Origin of the sequence: uncultured Gelidibacter sp., assembly GCF_947500795.1 — a bacterium.
Taxonomy (GTDB): Bacteria; Bacteroidota; Bacteroidia; order Flavobacteriales; family Flavobacteriaceae; genus Gelidibacter.
On record NZ_CANMTE010000005.1, the window covers coordinates 25,055 to 43,674 of the forward strand.

General features: G+C 38.4%; 14 protein-coding genes. 12 read left to right on the forward strand and 2 right to left on the reverse strand.

All coding sequences use genetic code 11. The features are described 5' to 3' along the window. Positions 1 to 105: 105 nt before the first annotated feature. Positions 106 to 552: an SPOR domain-containing protein gene (locus tag Q0947_RS12080; RefSeq protein WP_299397735.1), complete on the reverse strand. Its 447-nt coding sequence runs from the start codon at positions 550 to 552 to the stop codon at positions 106 to 108. A 232-nt stretch (positions 553 to 784) separates the two neighbouring features. On the opposite strand from Q0947_RS12080, the gene Q0947_RS12085 reads away from it, so the two are divergent. From Q0947_RS12085 to queG, 12 genes are all read left to right on the forward strand, one after another. Then, on the forward strand, positions 785 to 2,080 hold the full coding sequence (locus Q0947_RS12085; protein ID WP_299397738.1) for a c-type cytochrome: 1,296 nt from the start codon (positions 785 to 787) through the stop codon (positions 2,078 to 2,080). Between the two features lie 91 nt (positions 2,081 to 2,171). After that, entirely contained in the window at positions 2,172 to 5,300 is a 3,129-nt protein-coding gene (locus tag Q0947_RS12090; RefSeq protein ID WP_299397741.1) for a TAT-variant-translocated molybdopterin oxidoreductase, read from the forward strand. A 31-nt stretch (positions 5,301 to 5,331) separates the two neighbouring features. Next, complete coding sequence (gene nrfD / locus Q0947_RS12095; RefSeq protein WP_299397744.1) at positions 5,332 to 7,056, forward strand: NrfD/PsrC family molybdoenzyme membrane anchor subunit; 1,725 nt, start codon at positions 5,332 to 5,334, stop codon at positions 7,054 to 7,056. A 4-nt stretch (positions 7,057 to 7,060) separates the two neighbouring features. Further along, a complete protein-coding gene (locus tag Q0947_RS12100) occupies positions 7,061 to 7,594 on the forward strand; it encodes a DUF3341 domain-containing protein (RefSeq protein ID WP_299397747.1) in 534 nt (177 codons plus the stop codon). Positions 7,595 to 7,599: 5 nt separating this feature from the next. Beyond that, positions 7,600 to 8,181 carry a cytochrome c gene (locus tag Q0947_RS12105; RefSeq protein WP_299397749.1) on the forward strand — a complete coding sequence of 194 codons (582 nt, stop codon included), beginning with the start codon at positions 7,600 to 7,602 and terminating at the stop codon, positions 8,179 to 8,181. Between the two features lie 2 nt (positions 8,182 to 8,183). Next, positions 8,184 to 9,554: a quinol:cytochrome C oxidoreductase gene (locus tag Q0947_RS12110; RefSeq protein ID WP_299397751.1), complete on the forward strand. Its 1,371-nt coding sequence runs from the start codon at positions 8,184 to 8,186 to the stop codon at positions 9,552 to 9,554. 28 nt (positions 9,555 to 9,582) lie between these two features. Continuing rightward, positions 9,583 to 10,650, forward strand: coding sequence for a cytochrome c oxidase subunit II (locus Q0947_RS12115; protein ID WP_299397754.1), 1,068 nt, complete (start codon positions 9,583 to 9,585; stop codon positions 10,648 to 10,650). Positions 10,651 to 10,685: 35 nt separating this feature from the next. Next, positions 10,686 to 12,482: a cbb3-type cytochrome c oxidase subunit I gene (locus tag Q0947_RS12120; RefSeq protein ID WP_299397757.1), complete on the forward strand. Its 1,797-nt coding sequence runs from the start codon at positions 10,686 to 10,688 to the stop codon at positions 12,480 to 12,482. 169 nt (positions 12,483 to 12,651) lie between these two features. Then, the gene (ruvB, locus tag Q0947_RS12125) at positions 12,652 to 13,677 is read left to right on the forward strand and encodes a Holliday junction branch migration DNA helicase RuvB (protein ID WP_299397760.1); all 1,026 of its coding nucleotides are present in this window, start codon (positions 12,652 to 12,654) and stop codon (positions 13,675 to 13,677) included. A gap of 89 nt (positions 13,678 to 13,766) precedes the next feature. Continuing rightward, positions 13,767 to 15,101, forward strand: a complete 1,335-nt coding sequence (locus Q0947_RS12130) for a cytochrome P450 (protein WP_299397763.1) — start codon at positions 13,767 to 13,769, stop codon at positions 15,099 to 15,101. Between the two features lie 90 nt (positions 15,102 to 15,191). Next, positions 15,192 to 15,458, forward strand: coding sequence for a GIY-YIG nuclease family protein (locus Q0947_RS12135; protein WP_299398321.1), 267 nt, complete (start codon positions 15,192 to 15,194; stop codon positions 15,456 to 15,458). Between the two features lie 182 nt (positions 15,459 to 15,640). Further along, positions 15,641 to 16,567, forward strand: a complete 927-nt coding sequence (gene queG / locus Q0947_RS12140) for a tRNA epoxyqueuosine(34) reductase QueG (RefSeq protein ID WP_299397765.1) — start codon at positions 15,641 to 15,643, stop codon at positions 16,565 to 16,567. Between the two features lie 121 nt (positions 16,568 to 16,688). Here queG and Q0947_RS12145 read toward each other — a convergent pair whose 3' ends face one another. Further along, complete coding sequence (locus tag Q0947_RS12145; protein ID WP_299397766.1) at positions 16,689 to 18,563, reverse strand: hypothetical protein; 1,875 nt, start codon at positions 18,561 to 18,563, stop codon at positions 16,689 to 16,691. Positions 18,564 to 18,620 lie beyond the last annotated feature (57 nt).

The window sequence follows — 18,620 nt, forward strand, 5'->3', positions numbered from 1 at the left end:
AATTTAAAGCGTTTATAAAGCGTCTTGGCAAAGAAGCCTTGTCATGTTATTCCAGCATCCTAAAATGCGTGCTAATAATGAGCTCTGAAACGCATTTATAAAGTCTTACTTATTAATTTTTGGAAGGAGTATAAAAGCGTTGGCATAGGTTTTTTTAACTGTTATCAATGCGCGGTCAGCTTCCAATCTGGTTCTGAAATTCCCTACCCATATTTTGTAGTTAGGTTGTTCATATTCAATAGAATTACTCCAATTTGGGAACAACGAAGCTGCTTGGGCTTTTGCAGATTCAGCACCGCCTCTTGAGCCATTATACACCTGAATTCTAAACGCGTTCATGCTGCGTAAATCCTTCTTAAACTCTAAAAGTTTATCAATATCTCTAGGCTGATCAACAGAAACGGTCCCTTGTTGTGCCTGAACAGCAGTGGTTGTAGAAAATAGGGTGAAGGCAATAAGGGCTGTTTTTAAAATAGGTTTTATCATGAAATCTTCTTCTTTAAGAATAAATAATCTTGGGTTTTTAAACGAAATGATTTGTACTGAAACCATTTACGAATTGCAAAAATATCAAAATAAATTTGCAATCCGCTCATGTCATTTTAATTAACTATAATAAGCGTTGTTTTATTATTTAGAATCTTTATAAATTACCAATTAACACTTCTGTAACATTTCCATAATCGACTTTAAGTATTACTTTTGCGTGAGATTTTATAACTGTATTTTTTTCTTTTTAATGAAAAAATCATACCAAAGTTTGGAAGATAATTCGACTAATAATATGAAACAGGTGATACACCGTAAATTGGCTGCTAATTTTCTACAATTAGGGTTCCTTATTTTACTTACGTTTTCAACATCGCTTCACGCTCAAGATGGTGATCCTATCAAGGGAAAAACATTGTTCAACTCCAATTGTGCTGCTTGTCACAAATTAGATGGACCAAGTACGGGCCCAGCGCTCCGTCACATTGAACAGCGTTTGGCTGATGAGCAAGGTCTTGATAGAGCTTGGTTGACGGCTTGGATTCACAATAGTGCCGGCCTTATCAAATCGGGTGACGCCTACGCAAACAAAGTTTATAACGACCACAATAAACTTCCAATGACTGCCTTCCCACAGTTGTCTGATCAGGACATCAGTGATATCTTGGCATACACTGCTGAAGAGAAAGCGGCTCCTGCAGTACCTGCAGCTGGTGAAGCTGGAACTGCTAATTCAGGTGGCGATTCAGGAACTTCAAACACGTTGATTCTTGGTGCGCTTGCTTTATTGTTCGCATTATTGGCAGTTGCTTTAATTTTAGTGAGACGTACATTAACGCATTTTGCTGAAGCAAAAGGTGTGGTTGTACAAGAGGAAAAAGGTACTTCAATCTGGAAAGCATTTGTTCAAAATCAATTCTTGGTTTTGGTTTCTGTAATTTTATTATTGTTAGCTAGTGGTTATTTCGTTTACGGTTACTTTATGCAGGTAGGTGTTGATCAAGGTTACGCACCAGTTCAACCAATCCACTACTCACACAGAATCCACGCCGGAGATAACGGTATCGATTGTAAATACTGTCACTCATCTGCTAGAGTGAGTAAGCAATCTGGTATTCCATCATTAAACGTTTGTATGAACTGTCATAAATCTATTTCTGAAGTGTCTCCTGAGACATTGGCTGAAGGAAGAGAGTATGGTGTAGATTACAACGAAGAAATCCAAAAGCTTTACGCTGCAACTGGATGGAGTCCTGCTGATCAAAAGTACACAGGAGAGCCACAGCCAGTAAAATGGATTCGTATTCATAACTTGCCTGACTTTGCATATTTCAATCACTCACAACACGTTACTGTTGGTGGTATTGAATGTCAAACATGTCACGGTCCTGTTGAAACTATGGAAATTATGTCGCAACATGCACCATTAACAATGGGCTGGTGTATCAATTGCCATAGAGAGACTGATGTGAAGGTTGAGGATAATGCATATTACACAAAAATTCACGAGCAATTATCTAAAAAATATGGTGTTGAGAAACTTACCGTTGCACAAATGGGAGGTTTAGAATGTGGTAAATGCCACTACTAAAAAACACTTTTAACGCTGTTTGTTTCGAAAGGGTGTAAGCTTCTCGAAGCGCTGATAAAAAATTTAATAAGAAGTAATTCAATTATATAATATGTCATCAAACAAGAAATACTGGAAAAGTGTTGAGGAGCTAAATACAGATAGCTCTATTGTTGAGGCGCTTAGGCAAAATGAATTTGTTGAAGAAATTCCAACTGACGAATTTTTAGGCAACAAATCCAATTTGGAGAAGTCTTCAACAACACGTCGTGATTTCTTAAAATATGTTGGTTTCAGTACAGCAGCTGCTTCTTTGGCAGCTTGTGAAGGACCGGTGATCAAATCGATTCCTTACGTTGTGCAGCCAGAAGAAATCATACCTGGTGTGGCTAATTATTACGCTACTACAATTGCAGATGGTTTTGATTTTGCAAGTGTTTTAGTGAAAACTCGCGAAGGGCGTCCAATTAAGATTGAAAGTAATGATTTAGCAGCTGCTCAAGGTAGCGTTAATGCTAGAGTTCATGCTTCTGTTTTAGGATTGTACGACAACTTAAGGGTTAAAGGTCCACAAAAGGAAGGTAAAGACATTTCGTGGTCAACATTCGATTCTGAAACCAATCAGAAATTGACAGATGTGATGAACGGCGGAAAAGAGATTGTGTTATTGACACAAACTTTTGCAAGTCCTTCAACAAGCAAATTGATTTCTACATTCAAAGAGAAGTATGGTAATGTACGCCACGTGGTTTATGATGCTGTATCTGAATCTTCTGCATTAGATGCGTATCAAGCTAAATACGGCGAGCGCGCTTTTGCTAATTACGATTTTTCAAAAGCTACTGTAATCGTTTCTGTTGGCGCTGATTTCTTAGGAGATTGGCAAGGTGGTGGATTTGAAGGTGGATATGCTCAAGGACGTGTTCCTAAAGACGGTAAAATGTCGAGACATATTCAAGTTGAATCTAACATGTCTTTAACTGGAGCTAATGCTGATAAGCGTATTCCGGTTACACCTACACAACAAAAACAAGCCTTAGCTAAATTATATAGTTATGTGACTGGACAATCTGTTTCTACAGATTTGCCTGCTCATATTGACGAAAGCATTCAAAAAGTAGCTTCAGAATTGAAGAAAGCTGGAAGCAATGCTGTAGTGGTTACTGGTATCAATGATGTCAATGCCCAAACAGTTGCTTTAGAAATTAATGCTGCTTTAGGAAGTAAAGCTTTTGACCCTGCTACGCCAGTAAAAACAAGACAAGGTAGTGATAAGGACGTCATGGCTTTAGTAGCTGACATGAAAGCTGGTAAAGTTGGTGCGATTATCATGAGTGGTGTGAATCCACTTTACACCTTACCAAATGCAAAGGAATTTGCTGAAGGATTAAAACAAACAGAATTGTCTATCACCTTCTCAATGAAAGCGGATGAGACAGCTTCTGAATCACAATATATTGCTGCAGCACCTCACTACTTAGAATCTTGGGGTGATGTAGAACTTAAAAAAGGTCATTTTGGTTTAACACAACCAACCATCCGTCCGTTATTTAACACACGTCAGTTTCAAGATGCGTTGTTAAAATGGTCAGGTAGCGATCTTTCTTACTACGATTTTATCAAAGAAAACTGGAATACAGGTGTACTTGGTGGTGCTTCATTCAATCAAGCATTACATGATGGTATGTTTGTAGCGACTGGTTTAACTGGTATGTTGGCATCTGGTCCACAATCAGCACCGGAAGGTGATGTTGCTGGTCAAACCATGACTGCTTCTTCAGGAGGTGCTGCTGCGAGAGCCTTAGCTTCTGCTGCAAAAAGCAACGGCATGGAGTTACAACTCTATACTAAAACAGGTATGGGAGATGGACAACAAGCTAATAACCCTTGGTTACAAGAGTTCCCTGATCCAATTACAAGAACAACATGGGATAACTACGTCACTGTTTCTAGTACCGATGCGAAAAAATTAGGTATTAAAAACTGGCATGTTGCTAATGGTGGTCTTAATGGTAGCTTGGTAGAATTAACGGTTAATGGTCAGAAAATGACTGTTCCTGCAATCATTCAACCAGGTCAAGCAACAGGTTCTTTAGGGATGTCGTTTGGTTACGGACGTAGAAAAGGTCTTAAAGAAGAAATGCAAACGGGTGTTAACGCTTACCCATTCTACACGAACTTTAATAACGTTCAGGACGTATCTGTAAAAGTTGTTGCTGGAGAGCATGAGTTTGCATGTGTTCAGTTGCACAACACCTTAATGGGTCGTGGTGATATCATCAAGGAAACCACACTTGAAATTTTCAATACAAAAGATAAGGAATACTATAATGCAGTTCCTAAAGTATCTTTAAATCATATAGAAACGCCTGTAACGTCTCCTGATGTTGATTTATGGGATGAGTTTGACAGATCTATTGGACATCACTTTAACCTGTCTATAGACCTTAACGCGTGTACCGGTTGTGGTGCTTGTGTTATTGCATGTCACGCTGAGAACAACGTTCCTGTTGTAGGAAAATCTGAAGTAAGACGTAGTAGAGATATGCACTGGTTGCGTATTGATAGATACTACTCTTCTGAAGATACCTTTACTGGAGATATCAACAAGAAAGAGGCTGCAAATGGCTTAACTGGTGATACTGGTATTCAGAATACCTTACATGAAATGGAAATTGCGGCTGACAATCCTCAAGTTGCTTTCCAACCTATCATGTGTCAGCATTGTAACCACGCACCTTGTGAAACTGTATGTCCTGTGGCTGCAACGTCTCACGGACGTCAAGGTCAAAACCATATGGCGTATAACCGTTGCGTTGGTACACGTTACTGTGCAAACAACTGTCCTTATAAAGTACGTCGTTTCAACTGGTTCTTGTATAACAAAAATGATGAGTTTGATTACCACATGAACAATGATCTTGGTCGTATGGTATTGAATCCTGATGTTGTTGTACGTTCTCGTGGTGTGATGGAAAAATGTTCTATGTGTATCCAAAAAACACAGAAAACAATTCTTGATGCTAAGCGCGATGGCCGTGAAATTAAGGATGGCGAATTCCAAACAGCTTGTTCTGCGGCTTGTGGCACTGGAGCAATGGTATTTGGAGATATCAATGATAAAGAAAGTAAAGTTGCGAAACTTAAAGAAGATAAACGTATGTATCACTTACTGGAATACGTTGGGACAAAACCAAACGTACAGTATCACACTATAGTGAGAAATACAACCGAAGCATAAAAATTAATTAAGAAATAATTCTAAAAGCATTATGGCGTCTCATTACGAAGCACCTATTAGAAGACCTTTAGTTAGAGGTGAAAAATCATACCACGACGTATCCGTGGATATAGCTAAGCCTGTAGAAGGAAAAGCCAATAAGTCGTGGTGGATAGTTTTTTCTATCTCGCTTCTTGCCTTCCTTTGGGGTATTGGTTGTATCATTTATACCATCTCAACAGGGATTGGTGTTTGGGGTCTAAATAAAACCATTGGTTGGGCCTGGGACATTACCAATTTCGTTTGGTGGGTAGGTATCGGTCACGCGGGAACCCTGATTTCAGCAGTATTGTTATTGTTCCGTCAGAAGTGGCGTATGGCAATTAACCGTTCTGCGGAAGCGATGACAATTTTCGCGGTTGTTCAAGCCGGTTTGTTCCCACTTATTCACATGGGTCGTCCATGGTTAGCATATTGGGTATTACCAATTCCGAATCAATTTGGTTCCTTATGGGTAAACTTTAACTCGCCTTTACTTTGGGACGTGTTTGCAATTTCTACGTACTTATCGGTATCACTAGTATTCTGGTGGACTGGTTTATTACCTGATTTTGCAATGTTAAGAGATAGAGCGGTGAAACCTTTCCAAAAGAAAATCTACTCTTTATTGAGTTTCGGTTGGTCAGGAAGAGCGAAAGATTGGCAACGTTTTGAAGAAGTATCTTTGGTTCTTGCAGGTTTAGCAACACCACTTGTACTTTCTGTACACACGATTGTATCCTTTGACTTCGCAACGTCGGTAATTCCAGGATGGCATACCACCATTTTCCCTCCATACTTCGTTGCTGGAGCGGTATTCTCCGGATTCGCGATGGTAAACACGCTTTTGATCATTATGAGAAAAGTAGTGAGCCTTGAAGATTATATCACTATTCAGCATATTGAATTGATGAACATCGTTATCATGATTACGGGTTCTATCGTAGGTGTGGCTTATATTACTGAGTTGTTTATCGCATGGTATTCAGGAGTAGAGTATGAGCAATATGCCTTCTTAAATAGAGCAACCGGACCTTACTGGTGGGCGTATTTATTAATGATGACGTGTAACGTGTTCTCGCCACAATTTATGTGGTTCAAGAAATTGAGAACGAGTATTATGTTTTCATTCTTTATCTCTATCGTGGTAAACGTTGGGATGTGGTTTGAGCGTTTCGTAATTATCGTAACCTCATTACACAGAGATTATTTACCATCATCATGGACAATGTTCCAACCAACATTTGTTGATATCGGAATTTTCATAGGAACCATTGGATTCTTCTTTGTATTGTTCTTACTATATGCACGTACATTCCCTGTAATTGCACAAGCAGAGATCAAAACTATTTTGAAATCATCAGGTCAGAGCTACAAGTCTATTAGAGATTCAGGCGGAAGCTTGGTAGGTACAGGTTCTGATCCTCGTACTCATAAAGTTGTTGCTAACACATCAACCGCTACACCACATGATCCTAAAGCTATCGATAAGCTTATGGCGAGTGTAGGAACTTTTGATCCGTTGACGCAAACTAAAGACGACTTACAGCAAATTAATGGAATAGACGCAAAAATGGAGGAAACTCTTAACGGTATCGGTATCTATTCTTACTTGCAAGTAAGTAAAATGACTAAGAGAGAATATGACTTGTTAGACGAGATTACGGCATCTTCCCCAGGAAGAGCAGAACGTGATGATTGGGCAGAACAAGCAAGAACATTAATTAACAACCAATAGTAGTATGGAAGTATCTTCAAAAGTTATTCACGCTATTTATACAGATGATGATGTCTTAATGGCTGCCGTTAAGAAAGTAAGGGCAGAACGATATCACATTGAAGAAATATACACCCCTTTTCCAGTACACGGATTAGACAAAGCAATGGGATTGGCACCAACGAGATTGGCAATTACAGCTTTTATTTACGGATGTATCGGTCTTGCAGTTGCTTCTGCTATGATGCATTTTATCATGATTGAAGATTGGCCACAAAACATTGGTGGAAAACCAAGTTTTAGCTATATCGAAAACATGCCAGCATTCGTTCCAATTATGTTTGAGTTGACGGTGTTTTTCGCGGCGCATTTAATGGTAATCACATTTTACTTACGCAGTAGAATCTGGCCTTTTAAAGAAGCTGAAAACCCAGATGTAAGAACAACAGATGATCATTTCTTAATGGAAATCACTGCTGGAAACAATGTTGATGAGCAGTTTGATATGTTAAGAAATACAGGAGCAGTAGAAGTTACCTTAATTGATAAAGCACACTAATACAAATGAAAAGCTTACTTAAATTAGTAGTATTGATGGTGGTTTTGATCTCTTTTGCATCATGCCAAAACAACTCGAAGCCAAATTATCAGTATTTCCCAGATATGTATGAGCCATTAGGATATGAATCTTATGGTGAAGTAGATTTTTTACCTGACGGAATGGTATCAAGATTACCAGCAGAAGGTTCAGTAGCAAGAGGCCACAAACCTTTTGATATTGATGGTACGTTAGAAGGTTATGATCTTGCAAAAGCGACATTAAAAAATCCTTTAGATTCTACACAACTTGACGCTCCAAGAGGTGGTCAGTTATATGATATTTATTGCGCAGTTTGTCATGGTAAAAATGGTGACGGACAAGGTAATTTAGTTAAACGTGAGAAAATTCTTGGTGTTCCTGCTTTTAACGATGCAGGAAGAGCATTGACTGAAGGAAGTATTTACCATACCATTCACTATGGCAAAAACGTCATGGGGTCTTATGCTAACCAATTGAACGAAGAAGAGCGTTGGCAAGTTGTGGATTACGTGATGCAACTTAAATCAGAATTAGGAGGAAGTCAGACTGTTAAAGATTCAATATAGATATGTACACAATTTCAAATAGATTAAAGACATTTTCCATCATCCTTATCGTCCTAGGTGTTTTAGGAGTGGCTTATGGTTTTATGACATCTCATAAATCTTTAGACGAAGTTAAAACGATGCTGGCTCATGGTGATGGTCACGAAACAGCTGCAGATACACATGTAGTTGCTGGTGCTGAGAACCACGCTGAAACGTCTACTGAAGGAGCTTCACATGAAGCTAAGGCAGAAGCTGATCATGGATCTCATGATGATGAGCACGCAGCACACGTTCAAGAACAATTGGCAAAAAGACCTTGGTCAGCAATGTATGTTGCAGCCTTTTTCTTTATGATGATTGCATTAGGTGTATTAGCATTTTATGCGATTAACGTGGCGGCACAATCAGGTTGGTCTCCATTACTTAACCGTGTCATGGAAGGTATTACTGCCTACTTATTGCCTGGTGCTATTATCGTAGTTGCTATTGCAGTAGGATCACATTACATCGGTCACCATAATGAAATCTTTATTTGGATGAACCCTGAAGTGGTTGCTGAAGATAAATTGATTCAAAATAAATCTGGCTATTTAAATATTACATGGTTCGTTGTAAGAGCTATTATATTTATTGCAGGTTGGGCTGGGTATAGACATTTTGCTCGCAAATTCTCTATTGCTCAAGATACCGCTGAACCAGGAGATAAGAAAAACTTTATTAAATCATTTAGAATTGCTGCTGCATTCTTAGTGTTCTTCATTTACACGGAATCAATCATGTCTTGGGACTGGATTATGAGTGTTGACCCACACTGGTTTAGTACCTTATTTGGTTGGTATGTATTGGCAGGAATGCTTGTAAGTGGTGTTACTGTTATCGCTATGGTAACTGTATTCTTAAAATCTTTAGGACATTTACCTTTAGTTAATGATAGTCATATCCATGACTTAGCTAAGTACATGTTCGGATTTAGTGTATTATGGACGTATTTATGGTTCTCACAATTCATGTTGATCTGGTATGCTAACATCCCAGAAGAGGTGACGTACTTCATCACACGAATTGAAGATTATAATTTACCATTCTTTGGAATGTTGGTTCTTAATTTCGTATTCCCATTATTACTTTTAATGAACAGCGATTTTAAACGTATTCCATGGTTTGTGATGATGTGTGGTGTCCTAATTTTAGTAGGTCATTATATTGATATCTTCGTTATGATTATGCCGGCAACTGCAGGTGATCAATGGTTCATCGGAATACCTGAAATAGGATCTATTCTATTATTTGGTGGCCTATTCTTATTGGTAGTGTTTTCATCATTGGCTAAAGCGCCTTTAACAGTGAAGAATAACCCATTTATCAAAGAGAGCGAACATTTCCATTATTAATAACAATATATAAAGAAGAGAAACGACAATGACTGCTTTATTTACAATTTTCATAGTACTTTTCGTAGCGGTAGCTATCTGGCAAATGGTCAAAATATTTGATCTTTCTCAAGTTAGTACCGACTCCAATAGTGGAATTGCAACAGATTACGATAATAAAATCAATGGCTACTTAATGATGGGCTTCTTAGGGTTCATTTATGCCATTACTATTATTTCTTTTGTAAAATGGGGACATTTACCATTAATGTCCAATGCTGCATCAGAACATGGTTCTGAAGTAGACAACCTGATGATGATTTCCATGGCTGTGATTTTTACAGTACAAATCATCACTCAATTCCTACTACATTACTTCGCTTTTAAATATAGAGGCGAAAAAGGGAAAAAAGCCCTATTCTTTGCTGATAACAATACTTTAGAAGCAATTTGGACTATTATTCCTGTAATCGTTTTAGCAGGTTTGATCATCTACGGTTTATTTACTTGGACTTCTATCATGAATATTGATGAAGATGCCGACCCAATGGTTGTTGAAATTTATGGTCAACAATTTAATTGGACTGCCCGTTATGCAGGAGAGGATAACGTATTAGGTATGGCTAACGTAAGATTGATTGATATGGATAAGGCTAACGTCTTAGGTATTGATGAATCTGACCCTAATGCACAAGACGATATTATTGTTAAGGAATTACACTTACCTGTTGGGAAACCAGTAGTTTTTGAAATTCGTTCTCAAGATGTATTACACTCTGTATACATGCCTCACTTTAGAGCTCAAATGAACTCTGTTCCTGGAATGATTACTAAGTTTGGATTTACTCCAACCATCACTACTAAGGAGATGCGTGAAAACCCAGATATGATTGAGAAGGTTAAAAACATCAACAATCTGCGTGCAGAGAAAAGTAAAGAGTTAATGGCTAAAGGTGAAGAACCTTTAGATCCTTATGAGTTCCATTACTTATTGCTTTGTAACAAGATTTGTGGGAAATCTCACTATAATATGCAAATGAATATTATCGTGGAAACCCAAGAAGAGTATGACGCTTGGATTAAAGAGCAAGCAACCTTCAAAGAATCATTGAAATAATAACAAAAATCGTTTTTAAAAAGTATATATAGATTATGTCAACACACGCAGTAGATACTCACGCACACGACGACGATCACGGACATCATCACAAAGAAACCTTTGTAACTAAGTATATCTTTAGTCAAGATCATAAAATGATCGCGAAACAATACCTTTTAACTGGTACTATCATGGGTATCATTGGGGTTTTGATGTCGATCATGTTCCGTATTCAAATTGCATGGCCAGAAGAGCCAAACGTACTTTTTGAGGCGTTATTAGGCAAATGGGCACCAGGTGGTGTTATGGATGCTGATATTTATTTGGCATTAGTTACCATTCACGGTACCATCATGGTATTCTTCGTATTAACTGCTGGTTTGAGTGGAACCTTTAGTAACTTATTGATTCCGTTGCAAATTGGAGCACGAGATATGGCTTCTGGATTCTTGAACATGGTTTCTTATTGGTTATTTTTCCTTTCAAGTGTCATCATGTTAATCTCATTATTTGTTGAAGCAGGACCTGCGGCAGCTGGATGGACAATTTATCCTCCATTAAGTGCATTGCCAATGGCTCAAGGTGGTTCAGGTATGGGTATGACCTTATGGTTAATCTCTATGGCTATCTTTATTGCTTCTTCATTATTAGGATCATTAAACTACATCGTTACGGTTATTAACATGCGTACCAAAGGAATGAGCATGACGCGTTTGCCTTTAACAATTTGGGCATTCTTCGTAACTGCAATCATTGGTGTGGTAGCGTTCCCAGTATTATTTGCTGCAGCTTTATTATTGATCATGGATAGAAGTTTTGGTACGTCCTTCTTCTTATCTGATATCTTTATTCAAGGTGAAGTATTACATTACCAAGGTGGTTCACCAGTACTTTTTGAACACTTATTCTGGTTCTTAGGTCACCCTGAAGTATATATTGTAATCTTACCTGCAATGGGACTTGTGTCTGAAATTATGGCGGCAAACTCACGTAAACCAATCTTTGGATACCGTGCGATGGTTGCTTCTATTTTAGCGATCGCATTCTTATCAACTATTGTTTGGGGTCACCATATGTTCGTTTCAGGAATGAACCCATTCTTAGGATCTGTATTTACATTTACAACTTTATTGATCGCAATTCCATCTGCAGTAAAAGCATTTAACTGGATTACGACCATATGGAAAGGTAATCTTCAGATGAACCCTGCCATGTTATTCTCTATCGGATTCGTATCAACGTTTATAACTGGAGGTTTAACAGGAATCATTCTTGGAGATAGTGCCTTAGATATTAACGTTCACGATACCTATTTCGTTATTGCCCACTTCCATTTAGTAATGGGTATCTCAGCAATTTACGGGATGTTTGCAGGAGTTTACCACTGGTATCCTAAAATGTTCGGTAGAATGATGAATAAGAACTTAGGGTATATCCACTTCTGGGTAACTGCAATTTGTGCTTATGGTGTATTCTTCCCAATGCACTTTATTGGAATGGCAGGTTTACCAAGACGTTACTATACCAACTCAGCGTTCCCATTATTTGATGATTTAGCTGATGTAAACGTTGTTATTACAGTTTTCGCAATTATCGGTGGTATTGTTCAAATCGTTTACTTATACAACTTCTTCGTTAGTATCTTCTACGGTAAGAAAGCTATACAAAATCCATGGAGATCAACTACTTTGGAATGGACTACACCTGTAAAACATATCCACGGTAACTGGCCAGGAGAAATTCCTCACGTATACCGTTGGTCTTATGACTACAGTAAGCCAGGACATGACGATGATTTCGTACCTCAAAACGTGCCTTTAAAAGAAGGAGAAGAGGAATTACAACACTAAAATAGACGCTGCACAAGCAGAATTCTATTAACACATATTAAAAGACCTTTAGATTGAGACAATCATTCTAAAGGTCTTTTTTGTTATATTTGCTTTGTTTAATTGATGAATAGTTTATTGATTAATCTGAATATTTTTAAAAGAAATTCTCACGCTTGTGGGAAGTGCCATGAACGACAACCTCAATCCATCCAACGAACACTTTTCTCCTGAAGAATTTGATGTCGAGAAAAAATTAAGACCCTTATCCTTTGATGATTTCTCCGGTCAGGATCAGGTTTTGGAGAATCTGAAAATATTTGTTGAAGCCGCTAACCTAAGAAATGAAGCCTTGGACCATACCTTGTTCCACGGCCCTCCAGGACTTGGTAAAACTACCTTAGCGCATATTTTAGCGAGTGAGTTAGGCGCTAATATTAAAGTAACTTCAGGGCCAGTATTGGACAAGCCAGGTGATCTTGCGGGCCTTTTAACAAATCTTGAAGAGCGCGATGTGTTGTTTATTGATGAAATCCATCGGTTGAGTCCCATTGTGGAAGAGTACTTGTATTCCGCCATGGAAGACTATAAAATTGACATCATGATTGAGTCTGGACCTAATGCAAGAACGGTTCAAATTAATTTGAATCCGTTTACGTTAATCGGTGCCACCACTCGTTCAGGTTTATTGACGTCGCCAATGCGGGCACGTTTCGGAATTCAAAGCAGATTACAATATTATAACACGGAATTATTAACTACCATTACCCAACGTAGTGCCTCAATTTTGAACGTTCCTATTTCTATGGAAGCTGCTATTGAGATTGCAGGTCGCAGTAGGGGAACACCCCGTATCTCCAATGCGCTATTGCGTCGTGTGCGCGATTTTGCACAGATTAAAGGTAATGGAAGTATAGATATTGCCATTGCGAAATTCGCCCTTAAAGCGTTGAATGTGGATGCGCACGGACTTGATGAAATGGACAACAAGATCTTAGTGACCATTATTGATAAGTTCAAAGGCGGACCAGTGGGGATTACAACCTTGGCGACCGCTGTCAGTGAAAGCGCCGAAACTATAGAAGAAGTGTATGAGCCGTTTTTAATTCAACAAGGGTTTATAATGCGTACGCCTCGTGGAAGGGAAGTAACGGATCTGGCATATAAACATCTTGGGAAAATTAAAGGAGGAATACAAGGCGGATTGTTCAGCTAAAGACTGAAAATGATTCCAAGGTAGTCTTGATAATTTAAAACGCTACATACAGTCATACCAAAACTAATCAGTGTAAAGAGATGCCCGAAATGCAAACAAAAAATGAAATTCCATCAGTTCCGTTGATTCATTTTTTGAAGCATTCTTTAAATATCCTTAAAAACCCATTGCCTTTCCATCATGCCAATTTTAATGCTAAAGGCGATACCTTTAAATTGAGGATTGGCTTTTCTAACGAAATTGTTTTTTCCCGTGATGCTGCTTTTGCAGAATACGTACTTCAAAAGAATCATAAAAATTATAAAAAATCCACAATCCAAACGGTTGACTTGGTCAAATATGTGGGCCGTGGACTTTTGACTTCAGAGGGCGAATTGTGGAAAAAACAACGCCAATTAATCCAACCGGCTTTTCATAAATCGCAACTTGCCAATTTAATGGGGAAAGTACAAGCGGCTATACAGTCTGAGTACAAACACATCCAACCCGGTAAAACGATGGATGTTTTTCCGATTTTAAACAATCTGGCATTTCAAACCGTAGTTAAATCGTTATTCAGTAGTGCGGCAACTACTGAAGATATAAGTCGATTACAATTTATCACTGAAGCTGCTCAAAAAATGCTCGTTAGAGAACTTAGGCAACCCTATTTAGGGTGGTGGTTTACCGTAAGTGGCACTATTGAAAAGCATTTGCAACTGACCCGCGAAGCACGACAAATCCTCAAAAACATCGTAAAAACGAGAAGGGATGCTAACGTACGTCATGACGATTTGCTTGATATGCTATTGGATGCGCGTTATGAAGATGGTACGTTTATGGATGAGGAACAACTCATTGATGAAATCTTAATTCTGTTTACAGCAGGGCATGAGACGACCTCAAATGCGTTGACCTTTATATTTCAGCTCTTGGCAAAACATCCTGAATGGCAAGACCGAATTTATGAGGAAAGTCTGCAGACCAGCAAAAATTCTGATGATTTGATGCAAGTGGTAATGTCGTCAAAAATATGCCAACAGGTTATTGAAGAGTCGATGCGCTTGTATCCGCCAGTTTACTTTATTGATCGGGTGAATATAGAGGAAGATGAATTTAACAAGCTCTTATTCAAAAAAAGGTCAAATTTGTTATTTTCAATTTATGAAATCCATCGTCATCCTGATTTATGGGAAAACCCAGACAATTTTTTACCAGAGCGATTTAATGAAGGCGGGCGTAAATTCTCATCACAGTATTTTCCATTTGGAGCAGGCCCAAGAAAATGTATAGGAAATAACTTTGCCATGTTTGAAATGATTTTGGCGGTAACAGAATTAATTCGGAACTATAAAATCTATCCTGAATTCGAATCGATTGAAATAACGCCGTTAATCACCTTAAAACCAAAGAATGCATTGTTGAGATTTGAAAGACGGGTGTAAGGTGTCTGTCTGCTAAATGTCAAGCTTAAGGTAGTCGATTGTTGTCAAGTTAAGCAAAACAAGAATGTTGTCGGCTGAGCGCACACAGGAATCACCAACGATATGGCGCGTAGATTTGAAGAGCATCAGCTTGGAAAAAATAAAGAATGTTATACCTTTAAAAAAAGGCCGGTCATCATGGAGTTTCATCAGGAATTTAATGATGTGTTACAAGCCATTTATTTTGAAAAGAAACTAAAAGGGTGGACAAGAGCAAAAAAGAAAGCACTGATTGACGGCGATTTTGATAGATTGCAAATATTATCGGAATGTCGGAATGCGACGCATTATAAATATGGACCTGAAAAGGGAAAGTAAGGGCTTCGACTGCGCTCAGCCTGACAGGGGCTTCGACAGAGCTTAGTCTTACAAGGGCTTCGACTGCGCTCAGCCTGACAGGGGCTTCGACTGCGCTCAGCCTGACAAAAAAAATGAGACAGCGCTCAGCCTGACAAAAAATTTGATTGCCACCAAGCTCATAGAAATAAACAAACTAAAGAGTGAATAATAAATCCAAATACAGCCAACTCATAAAGGAAGAAGCAAAACGCCTCGGTTTTTTATCGTGTGGGATCAGCGAAGCACAATTTCTTGAAGAGGAAGCGCCACGCTTGGAACGCTATCTTAAGAACAATATGCATGGGGAGATGCACTACATGGAAAACCATTTTGATAAACGGTTGGACCCAACAAAACTTGTGGAGGGTTCAAAATCTGTAGTTTCTTTGTTATTGAATTATTTTCCTGAAGCGCAACAAACGGAAAATAGCTTTAAGCTTTCCAAATATGCTTACGGTACGGACTACCATTTTGTAATTAAGGACAAGCTAAAATCGCTGTTAAACTTTATTCAAGAGGAAATTGGCGAAGTTCATGGTCGCGCGTTTACAGATTCTGCTCCTGTTTTGGATAAGGCTTGGGCCGCAAAATCAGGTTTGGGTTGGATTGGCAAGCACACTAATTTATTGACACAACAAGTCGGCTCCTTTTATTTTGTGGCAGAACTAATCATTGATCTCGATTTAGAATATGATCATGCAACGACGGATCATTGTGGCACCTGCACAAGATGCATCGATGCTTGCCCTACACAAGCCATTACGGAACCGTATGTTGTTGATGGGAGTAAGTGTATTTCCTATTTCACAATCGAATTAAAGGAAAAAATTCCAACCGAATTTAAAGGTAAATTTGATGATTGGATGTTTGGCTGTGATATATGTCAAGATGTGTGCCCTTGGAATCGTTTTTCAAAAGCACATAATGAGCCTTTATTTAATCCGCATCCAGAATTACTATCGATGACTAAAAAAGATTGGGAAGAAATTACCGAAGATGTATTCAGGGACCTTTTTAAGAAATCTCCAGTAAAACGGACCAAGTTTGAAGGATTAACACGAAATATTGAATTCCTGAGAGAACAGTAGACTTAAACTTTTTTTGTTAGAATTTTGGATTGCATAAGATCAATCTAAAATGCAATGGACTAAGAATTAATGAAGATGATACTATTGTTTTCGAAAGTCAAACCTCAAACCTCAGACCCAACTAATTATACCAAACAGGCGTCGGTTTCCCCAAATCGAAACTTTGAAAGCCAAAATCTTCAGTTTCAAAAGCATTGGCTTTAAAAATATTCTCGCCTTGCCCAGGTATTTTAGGGTAGAATGAAAATGATAACTGAAAGGAACTGAACACCAAATAATCATTTCGGATTATAAAACCTGCCCCAATTGAAGAGTAGACTTTGCTTTTCCTAATAGAGGTGCCTTCATTGCCCAACGACGCAGCACTAAAATTAAAATACGGATTTAATCGAAATCCCCACAATTCCATCGGCGAGTAGAATTGCGTTTGTAAAGACAAGACATATTTTTTAGTACCCATAAGGTCGCTATCAAAACCTTGAATGCCGGCGCCATCGTTAAGGTCAAAATTATTATCATAAACACCTCTAAATTTGTTGTGATGATTGATGGTAAGTCGGTCGCCTTCTGAGTCCAATCTATTGGTACCAATAAGGATTTGAGGTTTTATAAATTGGCGCATTTTCCAATTTTTACCTAAAGAAATTAAATTTGTAAAGTAATTAGCCTGTAAGGAAATGGTGGTTTGTTCGAGGTGGCTGTTATCAACAAAACTTCCAACTTCAAAATTGGTGCTTAAATACCCCCAATTAAAATAATCCCCATGGGATGCCTTAAGGCCAATATACATGCGGTCATGCTGGTTTTTTCTTTGGTAGCCGCCTGTGACGCCGTAAATAGTACCAATAGGGACATCCTCAATAATGCCATCCCTAAAAATATAATCGTCTTTAATAAACTGACGCGACGCAATACCCACAGTTCCTAAATAAAACGATTCATTGGCAAAATAACCTACCTCATCAAAATCTGCTGATGGCCGTTCTCTATAGCCCACATGTAAATAGCGCAGACTGGTTATGAGGTTTGTGGTACGTTCCTTTTCTGAATTTCCTTTAAAGAGTTGGTAAGCATGCCCGCCCCAGAAATCTTGGGTTAAATATCTAAAAGGTTGTAAGTTCTCTTCAATATCTTCTGGACCTAAGTATTCTTTCCGGTATTGTTCATCGAGGTAGATCCCGCCTGCCCATCGCGTTAAAGCGGAATAGAAGGGACGTTCGATTTTTAAAAGCTTCGTGTAATAACCATTCAAATCTATCTTATAGCCCAAAGACGTCTTGATAAAGGTGTTTTGGAAATTAGGCACCGTATAACTCATATCATAGCCATAGTTGCCGTCTTCCAAACTTTTAAGAACGCTATTGTTGAATTCGTGGCCAAAGCCCAAAAAGTTCCGATTTTTTAGTTTCAACTTTGTTTTTGAGGTTGATGCTGTAGCTGACGGAATCATGCTCCAAGAATCTAACACTTCAACGTGCAGGTCTACAGAATCTTTTGAAGTTTCCGCATTTTTGGCAGTAATCTGAACACGTCTTATATAGTTTTGGGAGCGCAACAATCGCTCACTTTCCCGAACCAATAACGGGTCTAAGGGCGTGTGTTTTTTTACCAGTAACGTGTTTCTTATCGCAAAGGCCTTGGTTTTAATGTGGATGAAGTTGCCGGTTTTTTCTATCCAACTATTAGCAGTTTGTGTACTGTCTGTAAATGAAAACCCAAAAGGATCATGACTTGTGATATTGATGTTCCTGATAATTTTACCTTCAAATGGCGTAAAGTCTTGTCGTGGACGATTTTTGGGCGCATTGACAGGCTTCTTTGTGGTCGATCGGAAAATAAGTTTGTGAAGCGATTTTGTGAACTTTCGTTTTTGTGAATAGGTCTCTATTTTTTCATACAGGTTAACAGAGTCTTTCTCGGTAATGTTATCCTGTGCGATAACCAAACCATGACCTAAGAAAAAGAGAGTTATAAAAATTAATATTTTTAATGGCATGGACACAAAGGGGATTCAAAATCTCACCTGCAAATATAATCCATTTGAAGGCTTCAA